The sequence below is a fragment of the Holtiella tumoricola genome (assembly GCF_027857615.1).
Taxonomy (GTDB): Bacteria; Bacillota; Clostridia; order Lachnospirales; family Cellulosilyticaceae; genus Holtiella; species Holtiella tumoricola.
Genome location: NZ_JAQIFT010000059.1, coordinates 27,080 through 40,179 on the forward strand (window position 1 = coordinate 27,080; position 13,100 = coordinate 40,179).

The 13,100-nt window shown below is 34.9% G+C and carries 15 protein-coding genes; 13 read left to right on the top strand and 2 right to left on the bottom strand.

Going from position 1 to position 13,100, the window contains the following annotated elements:
* The first annotated feature begins 1 nt into the window (after position 1).
* From PBV87_RS16385 to cls, 11 genes are all read left to right on the top strand, one after another.
* The gene (locus PBV87_RS16385; protein ID WP_082238707.1) at positions 2-643 is read left to right on the top strand and encodes a BMC domain-containing protein; all 642 of its coding nucleotides are present in this window, start codon (positions 2-4) and stop codon (positions 641-643) included.
* A complete protein-coding gene (locus tag PBV87_RS16390; RefSeq protein ID WP_271012983.1) occupies positions 643-2,112 on the top strand; it encodes an acetaldehyde dehydrogenase (acetylating) in 1,470 nt (489 codons plus the stop codon). The genes PBV87_RS16385 and PBV87_RS16390 overlap by 1 nt, the downstream gene beginning before the upstream one ends.
* A gap of 72 nt (positions 2,113-2,184) precedes the next feature.
* Positions 2,185-2,472, top strand: coding sequence for an ethanolamine utilization microcompartment protein EutM (gene eutM, locus PBV87_RS16395; RefSeq protein ID WP_053984051.1), 288 nt, complete (start codon positions 2,185-2,187; stop codon positions 2,470-2,472).
* Between the two features lie 83 nt (positions 2,473-2,555).
* Positions 2,556-3,365: a cobalamin adenosyltransferase gene (locus PBV87_RS16400; protein ID WP_053984050.1), complete on the top strand. Its 810-nt coding sequence runs from the start codon at positions 2,556-2,558 to the stop codon at positions 3,363-3,365.
* Positions 3,366-3,381: 16 nt separating this feature from the next.
* Positions 3,382-4,005, top strand: a complete 624-nt coding sequence (gene eutD / locus PBV87_RS16405) for an ethanolamine utilization phosphate acetyltransferase EutD (protein WP_271012984.1) — start codon at positions 3,382-3,384, stop codon at positions 4,003-4,005.
* Between the two features lie 18 nt (positions 4,006-4,023).
* On the top strand, positions 4,024-4,659 hold the full coding sequence (locus tag PBV87_RS16410; RefSeq protein WP_053984048.1) for a hypothetical protein: 636 nt from the start codon (positions 4,024-4,026) through the stop codon (positions 4,657-4,659).
* A 13-nt stretch (positions 4,660-4,672) separates the two neighbouring features.
* Positions 4,673-4,948, top strand: coding sequence for a EutN/CcmL family microcompartment protein (locus PBV87_RS16415; protein ID WP_053984047.1), 276 nt, complete (start codon positions 4,673-4,675; stop codon positions 4,946-4,948).
* Positions 4,941-5,489 carry a BMC domain-containing protein gene (locus PBV87_RS16420; RefSeq protein WP_053984046.1) on the top strand — a complete coding sequence of 183 codons (549 nt, stop codon included), beginning with the start codon at positions 4,941-4,943 and terminating at the stop codon, positions 5,487-5,489. Before PBV87_RS16415 ends, PBV87_RS16420 begins: the two co-directional genes overlap by 8 nt.
* A gap of 42 nt (positions 5,490-5,531) precedes the next feature.
* On the top strand, positions 5,532-6,617 hold the full coding sequence (gene eutH / locus PBV87_RS16425; protein WP_053984045.1) for an ethanolamine utilization protein EutH: 1,086 nt from the start codon (positions 5,532-5,534) through the stop codon (positions 6,615-6,617).
* Between the two features lie 5 nt (positions 6,618-6,622).
* Positions 6,623-7,078 carry a cupin domain-containing protein gene (locus PBV87_RS16430; RefSeq protein ID WP_053984044.1) on the top strand — a complete coding sequence of 152 codons (456 nt, stop codon included), beginning with the start codon at positions 6,623-6,625 and terminating at the stop codon, positions 7,076-7,078.
* A gap of 453 nt (positions 7,079-7,531) precedes the next feature.
* Complete coding sequence (gene cls, locus PBV87_RS16435; RefSeq protein ID WP_271012985.1) at positions 7,532-9,070, top strand: cardiolipin synthase; 1,539 nt, start codon at positions 7,532-7,534, stop codon at positions 9,068-9,070.
* A gap of 118 nt (positions 9,071-9,188) precedes the next feature.
* On the opposite strand, the gene PBV87_RS16440 is transcribed toward cls, so the two are convergent.
* On the bottom strand, positions 9,189-10,571 hold the full coding sequence (locus tag PBV87_RS16440) for a hypothetical protein (protein WP_271012986.1): 1,383 nt from the start codon (positions 10,569-10,571) through the stop codon (positions 9,189-9,191).
* Between the two features lie 175 nt (positions 10,572-10,746).
* Here PBV87_RS16440 and PBV87_RS16445 point away from each other — a divergent pair, with 175 nt between their 5' ends.
* Positions 10,747-11,364 (top strand): cytidylate kinase-like family protein, encoded by a 618-nt coding sequence (locus PBV87_RS16445; protein WP_271012987.1) that lies wholly within the window; start codon positions 10,747-10,749, stop codon positions 11,362-11,364.
* Between the two features lie 50 nt (positions 11,365-11,414).
* Here the strand turns inward: PBV87_RS16445 and PBV87_RS16450 are convergent, their stop codons facing one another.
* Positions 11,415-11,810, bottom strand: a complete 396-nt coding sequence (locus PBV87_RS16450) for a hypothetical protein (RefSeq protein ID WP_053984040.1) — start codon at positions 11,808-11,810, stop codon at positions 11,415-11,417.
* 163 nt (positions 11,811-11,973) lie between these two features.
* Here PBV87_RS16450 and PBV87_RS16455 point away from each other — a divergent pair, with 163 nt between their 5' ends.
* Positions 11,974-13,092: a cysteine desulfurase family protein gene (locus PBV87_RS16455; RefSeq protein WP_271012988.1), complete on the top strand. Its 1,119-nt coding sequence runs from the start codon at positions 11,974-11,976 to the stop codon at positions 13,090-13,092.
* The last annotated feature ends 8 nt before the right edge of the window (positions 13,093-13,100 follow it).

Sequence of the window (13,100 nt, forward strand, 5' to 3'; positions counted from 1 at the left end):
CATGCGCACAGAGGCATTAGGTCTTATTGAAGTCATTGGCTATCCAACAGCTATTGAAGCAGCTGATTCTGCTCTTAAAGCAGCCAATGTAAAGTTAGCAAGCATTACTAAAGTTGATGGTGGAATTATGACGGTACAAATCTTGGGTGATGTAGGTGCTGTACAAGCCGCTGTGCAAGCAGGTGGAATGGCAGCAGCTAGAGTTGGAATGGTTCGTGCGACGCATGTTATTCCAAGAGTAGAAGCGTCTTTGTTTGACACTGTTCTCAAATTTAAGACAATACCGCAGGTACCCGAAGGTCAAATATCTCTTAGCGAAAAAGGCATGCAAAAAGATAACACAACGATTACTAAAACTCAGACGTTATCTGATGAAGAAGTAAAAATTATACTTCCTCCAAAGATGCCAACAAGTAAAGAAGTGGAAATAGATGACCTTGCTGAAGATGAGATAGAAAAGAAAACGCCTAAGGTAGTAGAAGAACGTATTATAGGTCTTGAGGCAAAGAGTAATTCTGAATTACGAGCGCTTGTTGTAGAAAAGGGTATTGATATACCTGCTAAAAAACTCAATGCTACCAAAAAACAAGATCTTATAAGTATTTTAAGTGATTATTATCAACGTGAAGAAGGAGAAGTTTAATGGAGTTATTAGATAAAGACTTAGTATCCATTCAAGAGGTACGTAATCTTTTGAAAACAGCGTACCAAGCACAACAACAACTATCTACATTAAACCAAACACAAATAGATCGTATTGTTAAAGCGATTGCAGATGCAGGATATGCACACGCAGAACGCCTTGCAAAAATGGCCAACGAAGAAACAGGGTTTGGTTTATGGCAAGATAAAGTCATTAAAAATATTTTTGGTTCAAAAGTAATCTATGAAGCAATTAAAGATGAAAAAACAATTGGTATTTTAGCAGAAGACAAAGCAAACAAAACCATTGATATTGGTGTTCCTGTTGGGGTTATTGCAGGTATTGTTCCTTCTACTAATCCAACTTCAACTGTTATGTATAAAGCACAAATTGCTCTAAAAGGTGGTAATGCCATTGTATTCTCACCTCATCCAGGTGCAAAAAATGCAACATTAGAAGCCGTTAAAGTGATTAGTGAAGCAGCAGAAAAAGCTGGTATGCCAAAAGGTGCGATAGGTATTATTACAGTTCCGACAATGCAAGCAACTGAAGAGCTTATGAAGAGCCATTATACACGTCTTATATTAGCTACTGGTGGACCAGCAATGGTTAAATCAGCTTATTCTTCAGGTACACCTGCTATTGGAGTAGGCGCAGGAAATGGTCCAGCTTATATCGATAAAAGTGCAGATATACATTTAGCTGTCAAACGTATTTTAGATTCTAAGACATTTGATAATGGTACAATTTGTGCATCAGAACAATCTATTATTGTAGAAAAATGCATGGAAGAAAAAGTAACAGCTGAACTTAAAGCACAAGGTGCTTATATGCTTAATGCAGAAGAAAGTGATAAACTTGCTCACTTTATCTTACGACCAAATGGTTCCATGAATCCAGCAATTGTAGGAAAAAGTGTTGAACATATTGCTAAACTTGCAGGGCTCACAAATGTACCAGCTTCTAGTCGTGTACTTGTTGCACGTGAATGTAAAGTAGGACACGCAGCACCATACTCAAGAGAAAAGCTTGCACCAATCCTAGCATTTTATGTAGAAGACTCTGTAGAAGCAGTTCTTGAAAAATGTATAGAAATTCTTCATTTTGAAGGTAGTGGTCATACATTCTGTATGCATGCAAATGATGAAGAACTTGTAAAACGTTTCTCAATTCGTGTACCAGCTTCTCGTATTTTAATTAATACACCAGGTGCGCTTGGTGGTATTGGAGCAACAACGAACCTTTTCCCTGCACTTACACTTGGATGTGGAGCTGTAGGTGGAAGTTCATCTTCTAATAATATTGGACCACTTGATGTCATCAATATTAAACGTGTTGCTTATGGTACAAAAGAATTAGAAGAAATTAGACAAGAAGCACCAAGTGGAAGTGGTTGCTGTAACAAAGGTGATTACTCAGAAGCTATGGTAGATGCAATCGTTAAAAAAATTATGCAAGAATTAATATAAAAGGTGAAAAGGTAGAATACTAACAGCGTATTACTATTTTTATCACTCATGCAGAATTAGGAGGAAAACAAAATGGCAAATACAAATGCACTTGGAATGATTGAAACAAAAGGTTTAGTAGGTGCAATCGAAGCAGCAGATGCAATGGTTAAAGCAGCCAATGTAACACTTGTTGGCAAAGAACAAGTAGGCGGTGGTCTTGTAACTGTAATGGTAAGAGGAGATGTAGGTGCTGTTAAAGCAGCAACAGATGCAGGTGCAGCAGCAGCAGAACGTGTTGGTGAACTTATTTCTGTACACGTTATTCCTAGACCACATCAAGAAGTGGATGTTATCCTTCCAAAAGGACCACAAGCCTAAGTAAGGGAAAACTCTATAAAGGAGAAGTTTGTACAAAGCAAGCTTCTCCTTTATAGGGATAATAAATAGGGTGGAGGTCTAGTATGTCTGTTTTAACTGAAGAAGCCATTAGAATGATGCTCGCTCACCACGAGCTAAAAGAAAAAGATGCCCTCTATCTAGAACCGAAACAAATTGTTACCCCTGCGGCACGTGCCTATTTAATGGAAAAGGGTATTAAGCTTAAGATAAAAGGTCAAGATGATGATACAAAAGACACGTTAATAGAACAGAAAAATCATCATGAATCTAAAGATGGAGGAAATAAAAAGGAAGTGAAAGAGATGGCATCACAAGAAGAAACGTATGAGACGCTTTTTGGAGCAACTTTAACGACTAAACCGGAACATATGACTCATTTAAGAGGAAATGTATTAGTTTTTAAAGATCATCCGCGTATTGCTTTAAGAGGTGCTATTGATTCACTAGAAGCAGAAATCTTAGTTGTACAAATTATAGCTGAAAAACAAGGCTTGAAGCAAATGATTAAAGACTTAGAAGAAATTATACGATTCATCAGAAACTTATTACGTTGTGAAGTAAGTGGTGAACCCGTTGGAGAATTTAATTTGCAAGGATTAAGTGCAGAGGAATTACGTCAACATTCACATCATCCAAGTCAATATTATGGCATGCGTCATTTCTTGCCCAATTATAAACAAGGTGAAATCGTTGTTTATCTGAATAAATTACGTACGCTTACAAGAGAGGCAGAGCTTGTAGCCTATAAAGCTTTTAGTAATGAATATGGACAAGTTGAACGAGAAGATATTATAAAAGCTTTTAACCGTTTATCTTCACTATTTTGGATAATGATGTTTAAATATTTAACTGACCGCTATAAGGAATCTTAGTTAGAAAGGAGATATTATGACACAACTTTCAAATGCCATTGCAGATGCAGTGATTGAAGCCCTAAAAAAAGAAGTATTTATACCTGTAGAAGCATCAGGTAGGCATGTTCATTTAAGCGCAAAAGATGCTGCAACCCTATTTGGAGAAGGCTATGAATTTACAAAAATAAAAGATTTATCTCAACCAGGACAATATGCTTGTAAAGAACGTGTATCGATTGTAGGACCTAAAGGGACTATTAATAATGTTATTGTATTAGGGCCACTCAGAGGGGATACACAAATTGAAGTTTCTTCTACTGATGCATTATCACTTGGAATTAAGGTGCCTATACGACAAAGTGGAGAAATTATAGATACCCCAGGTATTACAATTTGTAATGGAGATAAGACAGTCAGTGCAAATCGTGGATTGATTGTAGCAAAACGTCATGTGCATATGACACCTGAAGATGCAAAGAAATTTAATGTAGCAGATGGAGAAATTGTTAAAGTTAAAGTAACGGGTGAACGTCCTGTCATTTTTGAAGATACGGTTATACGTGTTAATAAAAATTTTAGAACCTATATGCATATTGATTATGATGAAGCAAATTGCTGTGGCTATAATAAGGATAGCTTTGGAATTATTCTAAAATGATCAGAAAGTAGGTGACTTATGGAACGAGAAGCACTTATTGAAGACATTGTGAATGAAATATGTAAACGTTTTTCAAAGGAGCTTTGCAAAACAAATATAAGTAATCCTCTTATGGTCATGGGAGTATTAACAAATGAAGAGGAAAAGATGCTGGAGCACTATACGCTTTTGCCTTTTTCAAAAGAAATGAATGGCAATAAATTGCTACTTTGTGAACTTACTATCCCTCAAATGACTCATATTGCTTTAGGATATTATGATACACCTTTGGAACAAACTATATTAGAGATGCTTTTACAAGGTAAGGAAGTCTTTTTATTAGAAAGAGGTCTTGAATATAGAAAGTTTAAAGATACAGCCCCTCTCAAGTTATATGCACTTTATCATGAATATGAAAGTACATTACGTCAATATGGGGTTCGTATAATCAAAAACACAAGTGAATGTGTAACTTGGCGAAAAGAAGAGATACAACCTTTAGAAGAAACAAAACAAAAGACTCATGTATTTCAAAAAAAATTCTTACTAGAAAAGGATCTGATTGCAGCGAGAGTAGGATTTTATGATACATTAGAATTAACATCTCATTGTAAGATTACACCTTTAGCAGAGGAATTTATACGCACACATCACTTGAGTGTACAAAAGATATAGGGGAGGACTTAAATTGGACGTTGGAAGAGTTATTGGCAACGTATGGGCCACTAAAAAAGATGAAAACTTAAATGGACAAAAACTTCTTGCCATAAAGATTCTTTTAGATAAAGAACATGAGCGTGATGGATTTGTTGTTGCATCAGACATTGTTGGAGCAGGTGTTGGAGATCTAGTTCTTATTTCACATGGTGGAGGGGCTAGACATGCAGTTGGAAATTCAAAGGCACCTATAGATAGTGCAGTCGTAGGCATTGTAGATTCTATTGAGGTGTTAGATTATGAATAAAAGTATAGGTGCTTTAGAATTTCGAAGCATAAGTAAAGGCATTGAAGTCTCCAATGAGGTAGTAAAAAAAGCAAGTGTAGAAATTATTTATTTTAAAACCATTTGTCCTGGAAAGTTTTTAGTGGTTGTTACTGGTGATGAAGGTGAAGTGAATGTAGCGATTGATTATGGTGAAGATATAGCAGATGGTACTTTAGTAGATAGTTTTAAGGTACATGCTGTAAGTACGCCCATTATTCAAGCTTTTAAAAATAAATATGAATCAAAGACGATACATGATGCTATAGGTATTATGGAGACAAGTAAGGTATGTGCTGGAATCCGCGCATTAGACCGCGCATTAAAAGCAGGTGATGTGAAATTAATAAAACTACAACTCGCTTTTGGCATAGGAGGAAAGCTCGTCTACATGATAACAGGCACTTTGAGTAGTATAGAATATGGTTTTGAAGAGGCTAAACTTGCACTTAATCAAACAGAACGTACCAATATCTCAATTATTCCTTCACCTAGTGAAGAAATGACCAAATTCTTAGTTTAAGCAAAAATCTTACAAAAACAATTTAAATGGAGTGAAGACCCTATGAGTATTAATGAAATTATCATTTACATCATGGTATTTTTTGCAGTATTAGGAGCATTAGATAAAATTATTGGCAACAAATTTGGTTTAGGAGAAAAATTTGAAGAAGGTATTATGGCAATAGGTGCTCTTGCTATCTCAATGGTTGGGATTATTGCCTTAGCGCCAGTAATTGCAACACTTTTAAAACCTATTGTCGTACCTATTTTTGGATTTTTAGGAGCTGACCCTGCCATGTTTGCAGGTTCACTTATCGCTAATGATATGGGTGGTGCACCTCTTGCACAAGCACTTGCAATTGACCCAAATGCAGGACTTTTTGGTGGCTTAATTGTAGGGGCAATGCTTGGTCCAACTATTGTATTTACTATTCCTGTAGCTTTAGGAATTATTGAAGAACAAGATCGTAAATATTTAGCAACAGGTGTACTTGCTGGTGTAATTACTATTCCTATTGGCTCATTTGTAGGTGGACTTGTGGCAGGATTCCCATTCATGATGGTTATTCGTAACCTTGTTCCAATCATTATCTTTGCAATTTTAATTGCACTCGGACTTTGGAAATTTGAAGATGCCATGATTAAAGGTTTTACCTATTTTGGAAAATTTGTTGTAGCTGTTATTACAATTGGTCTTGCAGCTGGTATTGTGGAACAACTTACAGGTATCGTACTTATACCAGGTATGAATCCAATTCGTGAAGGATTTGAGATTGTAGCAGATATTGCTATTGTATTATCAGGTGCATTCCCACTTGTTTATGTAATTACAAAGGTATTCAAGACACCACTTATGAAATTAGGTAAAGTAATGGGAATGAATGATGTAGCTGCAGCAGGTCTTGTAGCCAGCTTAGCCAATAGTATTCCTATGTTTGGGATGATGAAAGATATGGATAATCGTGGTAAAATCCTAAACGTTGCCTTTGCAGTTTCTGCAGCTTTCGTCTTTGGTGACCATTTAGGATTTACAGCAGGATTTAATCCAGCTATGATTTTTCCTATGATTGTTGGTAAATTAGTAGGCGGTATTACAGCTATATTTGTAGCTATGTTTATTGCAAATAAAACACTTGGAAAGGAATAAATTCAATGGATTTAGATAAAAGTAGACTTGAAGCGCTTATCAAAGAAGTTTTAATAGAAAAATTATCTGGTACAGGATGCTGTAATGAACGTCAAGTAGCATCAGGTGTTATGGCTGTAAAAGTACCACAAATTAAGGTAAGCGAAAATGATCGTATGGATACTGGTGTTCCTTCTGATATCGTTTATACAAAGGATTTATTTACTCTTGAGGAAAGCCCAAGACTTGGATGTGGTATTATGGAAATGAAACATACTACATTTGACTGGACACTTAACTATGATGAGATTGATTATGTAATTGAAGGAAGCTTAAGCATTATTATAAATGGTAAAACAGTAACAGCAGGTCCGGGAGAACTTATCCTTATTCCAAAAGGCTCAACCATTAAATTCTCTGTTCCAGATTATGCACGTTTTATCTATGTAACGTATCCTGCTGACTGGGCAAACCAAGGTTAAAAAGTAAAGGCTATTGCAATGATGCAATAGCCTTTTTATTTATATTTAATATATTCTAGTCTGCCTTTAATGAATAAAATAAAAGTAAAGGTTTCAGTAGTGATTTTAGCTACAGAATCAGTAGCATATGTAGCAATCTCACATATAGTTAAATCTCATTAGTATAATGCATAATAAACCTCCTAAATAAATATGGATTATTTTTACGATAGATTGATAATACTGAGTATAGAAATAGAAAGTGATAGATTTTTGAACAAAGACTGATTAGTCTGTGATAATTATCAAAATTAATTTTATAGACGATAGAGTAAAAATATAATATGATAGGTATAGTCTAAAAATAGCGATTAAAAGGTTATTTTGGATTATAACAAACTTCATATAGAGAAGTTATAATAGTTAAAATAAGTTCTAAGTTTGATATGAGTTATTAGAACAATAGGAGGAAATATGTTAAGAAAATTACTTAAATTTCTATTACATCGTGTAGTTATCGTTGGAACGTTTATAGCAATTCAAGCCGCTATATTGATTGGAATGATTTGGAAATTCAATAGTTATTTTGTTTATTTCTATGCTTTTTGTCTCTTGTTAAGTGCAGGTGTTGTTTTATATATTATTAGTAATAAAAGCAACCCAGGTTATAAGATTGCATGGATTATATTGATTCTTTTATTTCCTATCTTTGGTGGGCTTTTCTACGTTATGTTTGGAGAAAACAAACTAAGTAAAAAGCAGCGAGAAAAGATGAGTAGTATTGGAAATAAAATGACTAAATTACTGAAACAAGAAGACCCTGTATGGAATGAGATTAAGAGTGTAAGTGAAACAGCTTCAACACAATCACGTTATATTTGTGATTATGCGCTATGTCCACCTTATAAAAATACATATACAGAGTATTTGCCATTGGGTGAAATAGCATTTGAGCGTATGAAAGAAGAATTGGAAAAAGCAGAGCATTATATCTTTATGGAATATTTTATTATTCAAGAAGGTGTAATGTGGGATGGTATTCTTGAAATATTAGAAAGAAAAGTAAAGCAAGGCGTGGATGTACGTGTCATTTATGATGATATGGGGTGTATTTTAACCCTACCTTATGGATATAACAAAAAGTTAGAAAAAATGGGTATTAAATGTCAAGTATTCAATCCTTTTGTTCCTATTCTATCTGCTAGATTTAATAATCGTGACCATCGTAAAATTCTGGTTATAGATGGCCATACAGGTTTTACAGGTGGGATCAACTTAGCAGATGAATACATTAATGCTTATGAAAAACATGGGCATTGGAAAGATACTGCGATTATGTTAAAAGGTGAAGGCGTATGGAGTATGACCAACATGTTCCTTACATTATGGGACTATATTGCAAATACAGATGAGGATTACGAGATATATCGTCCCCATGTGCATATGAAAGAAGTGGTTCAGGCAAATGGATATGTTCAACCTTTTACAGATAGTCCACATGATCATGAGCCAGTAGGTGAAACAGTCTATTTAAATCTTATCAATAGAGCTAAAAAATATGTTTATATCAATACCCCTTACCTGATTATTGATAATGAAATGATTACAGCACTTTGTGTAGCAGCAAAATCAGGCGTAGATGTAAGGATTGTCACACCACACATCCCAGATAAATGGTATGTACATGCCGTAACAAGAGCCTATTATGATGTATTGCTTGAAAGTGGTGTTAAAATCTATGAATATACACCAGGCTTTATTCATGCAAAAACATTTGTTGTAGATGATCTTTATAGTGTAGTAGGTACAATTAACTTAGACTATAGAAGCCTCTATTTACATTTTGAATGTGGCGTATGGCTCTATAAGACAGATACTGTAATGGATGTGAAAGCAGACTATTTAGAAACACTAAAAGTATGTAAAGAAGTAACCTTAGCAGAATCTCACTATGTGAAATGGTATAGAAAATTGGGACGTGCTGTACTTCGTATTTTTGCACCACTTATGTAGTAAGGTATAAGGTTATACGATGTAGAGGAAAGCGCATAACTTTTTGCCAATAGGCTTTACAAAAAAGGCAGATTAACTTTCTAGTATGGAAAGTTAATCTACCTTTTTACATTTTATATCAAATTAAAAACATAGCAACAATTGTAGTAACAACTAGGCCGACAACAACAGGAATAAGGTTACGACGTGCTAGTTCAAATGGGCTTACATTACAAATAGCAGCTACAGGAATAAGTGCCCATGGGATAAGTGTACCACCACCTACCCAAATAGCTGAAACTTGACCTAAGGCAGTAAGGACAGCTGCACCTCCACCAATAGCGTGGGAGAAAAGAGCTGCAACAGAACCGGCAAGAGATATACCAGAAAATCCAGAGCCATCAAGTCCGGTTATGGCACCTACTAATGTTAGAGTACCAGCAGCAACGCCAGAGTTCATAGGCATGCTATGTGCAAGCGCTAAACCTAAGTCATTGACTATACCTGTTGAGTTTGCAGGTAAGGCATTACCAAGAATTTGGAAGAAACCTGAATCGCCTAAATAAAAAAAGGCTGCAATAGGAATAACGGGACCAAAAACCTTAAAGCCAAATTGAAAACCATCAATAAAGGATTCTGTAACCTTTTCTAGCCCTTTTTTCTTATAAGTGAGCATAGATAAAAAGAGGAGAATGATAACAGCTGTACCACCAATAAGAGCAGTTGCATCACCACCTTGAAGCTTAAAGTAGAACATGGCTACAATATCTAATCCGAAAATGATAGGAATTAAAATGGCAAATAGGCGTCTTTGCCATGATTTAAGAAGCCCGGCTTCCTTTTTGACTTCAGCATTAACAGTAGGCGTTGTATCGATTTTACCTCTTTTCATATCTCTTTTAAGCATAATAAAGGCTGTAATGGTTGTGACAGCTCCCATAACAATAACAAGAGGAACAGAAGCTGATACAACTTCACTAACAGGAAGCCCTGCTGCATCAGCTGTAATTTTAGGTGCACCTTGAATAACAAAATCTCCAGAAAGGGCAATACCATGACCAAATAGGTTCATTGCAATAGCAACACCAATAGGAGGAAGGCCAGACCTTATAGCAAGTGGCAAAAGTACAGCACCTAATAAAGCAACAGCTGGAGAGGGCCAAAAGAAGAAAGAGACAATCATCATTAGAATACCAACAACCCAAAAGGTCACGTTCGCATTTTTCATAAGTTTTTCAAAAGGTTTAACCATAACGTCAATAATACCTGTTTGTTCTAACACCTTGCTCATAGCTACAATAACAGAGATGACTAAGATTGTAGGTGTCAGTTCTTTTATGGCATAACTAAAACTATTAAATATACCAGATATAGAACCTGTTAAAGTACCTGTCGCAACAAGTGCCAAGGCAAATACCCCTGCAATACAAATAAGAGAAGTGTCTTGTCGCGTAATTAAAAACAGAATGATAAAACCAAGGAATAATGAAAAAATAAGATGTAGTGTTGTAAGCTCAACCATCTAAGATGCCTCCAATTTTCCATAATAAGGAAATGATGATAATTCATTTTATGCAAGAAAAATGAGGGTGGTTATATTTTTTTTATGATTTAAATAAGCATATAAGGAATAAGTCATTTGAAAAGTATAGAAGTATAGGATGAAAAATATGAGTTTATAAAATGGAGGGAATGGCATGAAGAACTTTGTTATTACAATTGCAAGAGGGTATGGAAGTGGAGGACGTACAATAGGGAAAATGCTTGCAGCAGACTTAGATATTCCATATTATGATCGCAACTTACTAAGACTGGCTTCGGATGATAGTGGCATTAATGAACAGCTATTTATAGAAGCAGATGAAAAAGTGAAGAATACATTACTTTATAAGGTTGCAAAAAATGTGTATAAAGGAGAAATTATACCACCAGATAGGGATGACTTTGTTTCAAACGAAAATCTTTTTAATTATCAAGCCAAAATAATTAAAGAATTAGCTATGAAAGAATCATGTGTCATTATTGGGCGTTGTGCAGATTATATACTTAAAGATGATGAGCAGGTCATTTCTGTCTATATTCATGCACCATTAGAAGCTTGTATACAAGGAGTAGAGAAGATTGCACCTGTCAAAAATCCTAAACAGTATATTTTAACAACAGATAAACGTCGTGCAGCTTATTATCATTATTTTACAGGGCAAGATTGGAAAGATGCAAATAATTATGATTTATGCTTGGACAGTAGTGCGCTAGGCTATGAGAAATGTATAGAAGTCATAAAAGCTTATTTAAAAATCAAGAGGAGTGAATGATAAAAGAGGTGATGCCAATAAGAAGGCATCACCTCTTTTATATGGAGTTATTAAGAACGTTTGTGAAGTTCTTGCTTACATTTTGGACAGGTAATACAAATTTTTCCTTTTCCACGAGGTACACGAAGGGTTTGATGACAATGATTACATTTGAAGTATTTATAAGTCTTACGTTCTTTAAAACGCTTTTTATAAATGTTGAGTTGCTTTTGAATAGGCGTATAAAAACGTATAAACTTAAAGTTTTCTTGTTGACGTTTATAAAGGTTTTTAGAAAGTGATCGGTAGTAAAAGAGAACAAGAAGGGCAATAGTTAATACAGTCAGGATGATACTGCGTGTAAAGAGACCTAAAATAGCAACTATAAAAGTTGTTGTAAAGATGGCAAGTCCTAGTTGATCTACACCATAGCGTCCAATCATGAATTGTTTGAGTTTTTCTTTCATATTAAAGCTCCTTTCAAAGTCTTTATCTATTAGTTTAAGTATAATGAAGAGACATTAAGAAAATATATAGATAACAAAATCACGTGTAAATCCTTTCGTATTGACAAAAAGCTTGATAAATTTTATGATGAAGGGCAGAGTATATAAAAAGAGAGGTAGACTTATGCTTTATTTAGACTATGCAGCAAATACCCCTGTAGATCCAAAAGTATTAGAAAGCTTTACAAAACTTTCTACTGAATATATTGCCAATCCTAATGCAGCACATACGTTAGGGAAGGCAGCAAAAGATAAATTAGATGATTATACAGCAGAAATTGCTTTGTTATTAGAAGTTAAACCATCAGAAATTATTTATACGTCTGGTGCCACAGAATCTAATAATTTAGCTATTATTGGAGCGTGTCATTATTATAAGAGATATGGTAAACATATTATTACAACTTATCTAGAACACTCATCTGTATCAAGTACAGCCACTTCACTGCATAACGAAGGCTATGAAATTGAGTTTGTAGACATTTTGCCAAATGGTGAAATTGATTTAGAGCATCTTAAAAGTTTATTAAGGTCAGATACCATTATGATTGCACTTAGTGAAGTAGATAGTGAGCTTGGTGCAAGACAGCCAATAAGTAAGATACGTGAACTTCTAGATAGCAAATACCCTCATTGTCTTTTACATGTGGATGCAACACAAGCTATAGGTAAAGTAAAAGTGCCAATGGAACATGTTGATCTTTTAACTTTCTCAGCTCATAAATTTTATGGATTAAATGGTTGTGGCGTCCTAATCAAAAAGGATAAAGTCATGTTAGAGCCTATTATCCATGGAGGGACAAGCACGACAGCCTTTAGAAGTGGTACACCAACCCTCGCTCTTATTGGAAGCTTAGGTGAGGCTTTAAAGTTGGCAGAAACAACGAGAGAAACACGTTATGAATATGTATCTAGACTCAATGACCATTTAAGAAAAGGTCTTGGAGCTTATAAAAATGTAATCATTAATAGCCCGCTAGAAGGAAGTCCTTATATTTTAAACTTAAGTATTATAGGGATTAAAGCACGTGAAGTACAAGAAAGATTGGCAGAACGTGAAATCTATGTAGCAACTAAGTCAGCATGTTGTACTTTAAATAGTCCTTCTAGACCAGTATATGCCATTACAAAAGATCGTAAAATGGCTTTATCAACATTAAGAATAAGTTTAAGTCATTTAACTACTGAGGAAGAAGTCAAAGCCTTTTTAGTTCAGCTAGGACAAGTTTTAGCAAGTTTCTAGAGGGAAAG

Coding starts and splice junctions, on each gene's coding strand:
- PBV87_RS16385 (WP_082238707.1), top strand. CDS start 2: ATGCGCACAGAGGCATTAGGTCTTATTGAAGTCATTGGCTATCCAACA.
- PBV87_RS16390 (WP_271012983.1), top strand. CDS start 643: ATGGAGTTATTAGATAAAGACTTAGTATCCATTCAAGAGGTACGTAAT.
- eutM (WP_053984051.1), top strand. CDS start 2,185: ATGGCAAATACAAATGCACTTGGAATGATTGAAACAAAAGGTTTAGTA.
- PBV87_RS16400 (WP_053984050.1), top strand. CDS start 2,556: ATGTCTGTTTTAACTGAAGAAGCCATTAGAATGATGCTCGCTCACCAC.
- eutD (WP_271012984.1), top strand. CDS start 3,382: ATGACACAACTTTCAAATGCCATTGCAGATGCAGTGATTGAAGCCCTA.
- PBV87_RS16410 (WP_053984048.1), top strand. CDS start 4,024: ATGGAACGAGAAGCACTTATTGAAGACATTGTGAATGAAATATGTAAA.
- PBV87_RS16420 (WP_053984046.1), top strand. CDS start 4,941: ATGAATAAAAGTATAGGTGCTTTAGAATTTCGAAGCATAAGTAAAGGC.
- eutH (WP_053984045.1), top strand. CDS start 5,532: ATGAGTATTAATGAAATTATCATTTACATCATGGTATTTTTTGCAGTA.
- PBV87_RS16430 (WP_053984044.1), top strand. CDS start 6,623: ATGGATTTAGATAAAAGTAGACTTGAAGCGCTTATCAAAGAAGTTTTA.
- cls (WP_271012985.1), top strand. CDS start 7,532: ATGTTAAGAAAATTACTTAAATTTCTATTACATCGTGTAGTTATCGTT.
- PBV87_RS16440 (WP_271012986.1), bottom strand. CDS start 10,571: ATGGTTGAGCTTACAACACTACATCTTATTTTTTCATTATTCCTTGGT.
- PBV87_RS16445 (WP_271012987.1), top strand. CDS start 10,747: ATGAAGAACTTTGTTATTACAATTGCAAGAGGGTATGGAAGTGGAGGA.
- PBV87_RS16450 (WP_053984040.1), bottom strand. CDS start 11,810: ATGAAAGAAAAACTCAAACAATTCATGATTGGACGCTATGGTGTAGAT.
- PBV87_RS16455 (WP_271012988.1), top strand. CDS start 11,974: ATGCTTTATTTAGACTATGCAGCAAATACCCCTGTAGATCCAAAAGTA.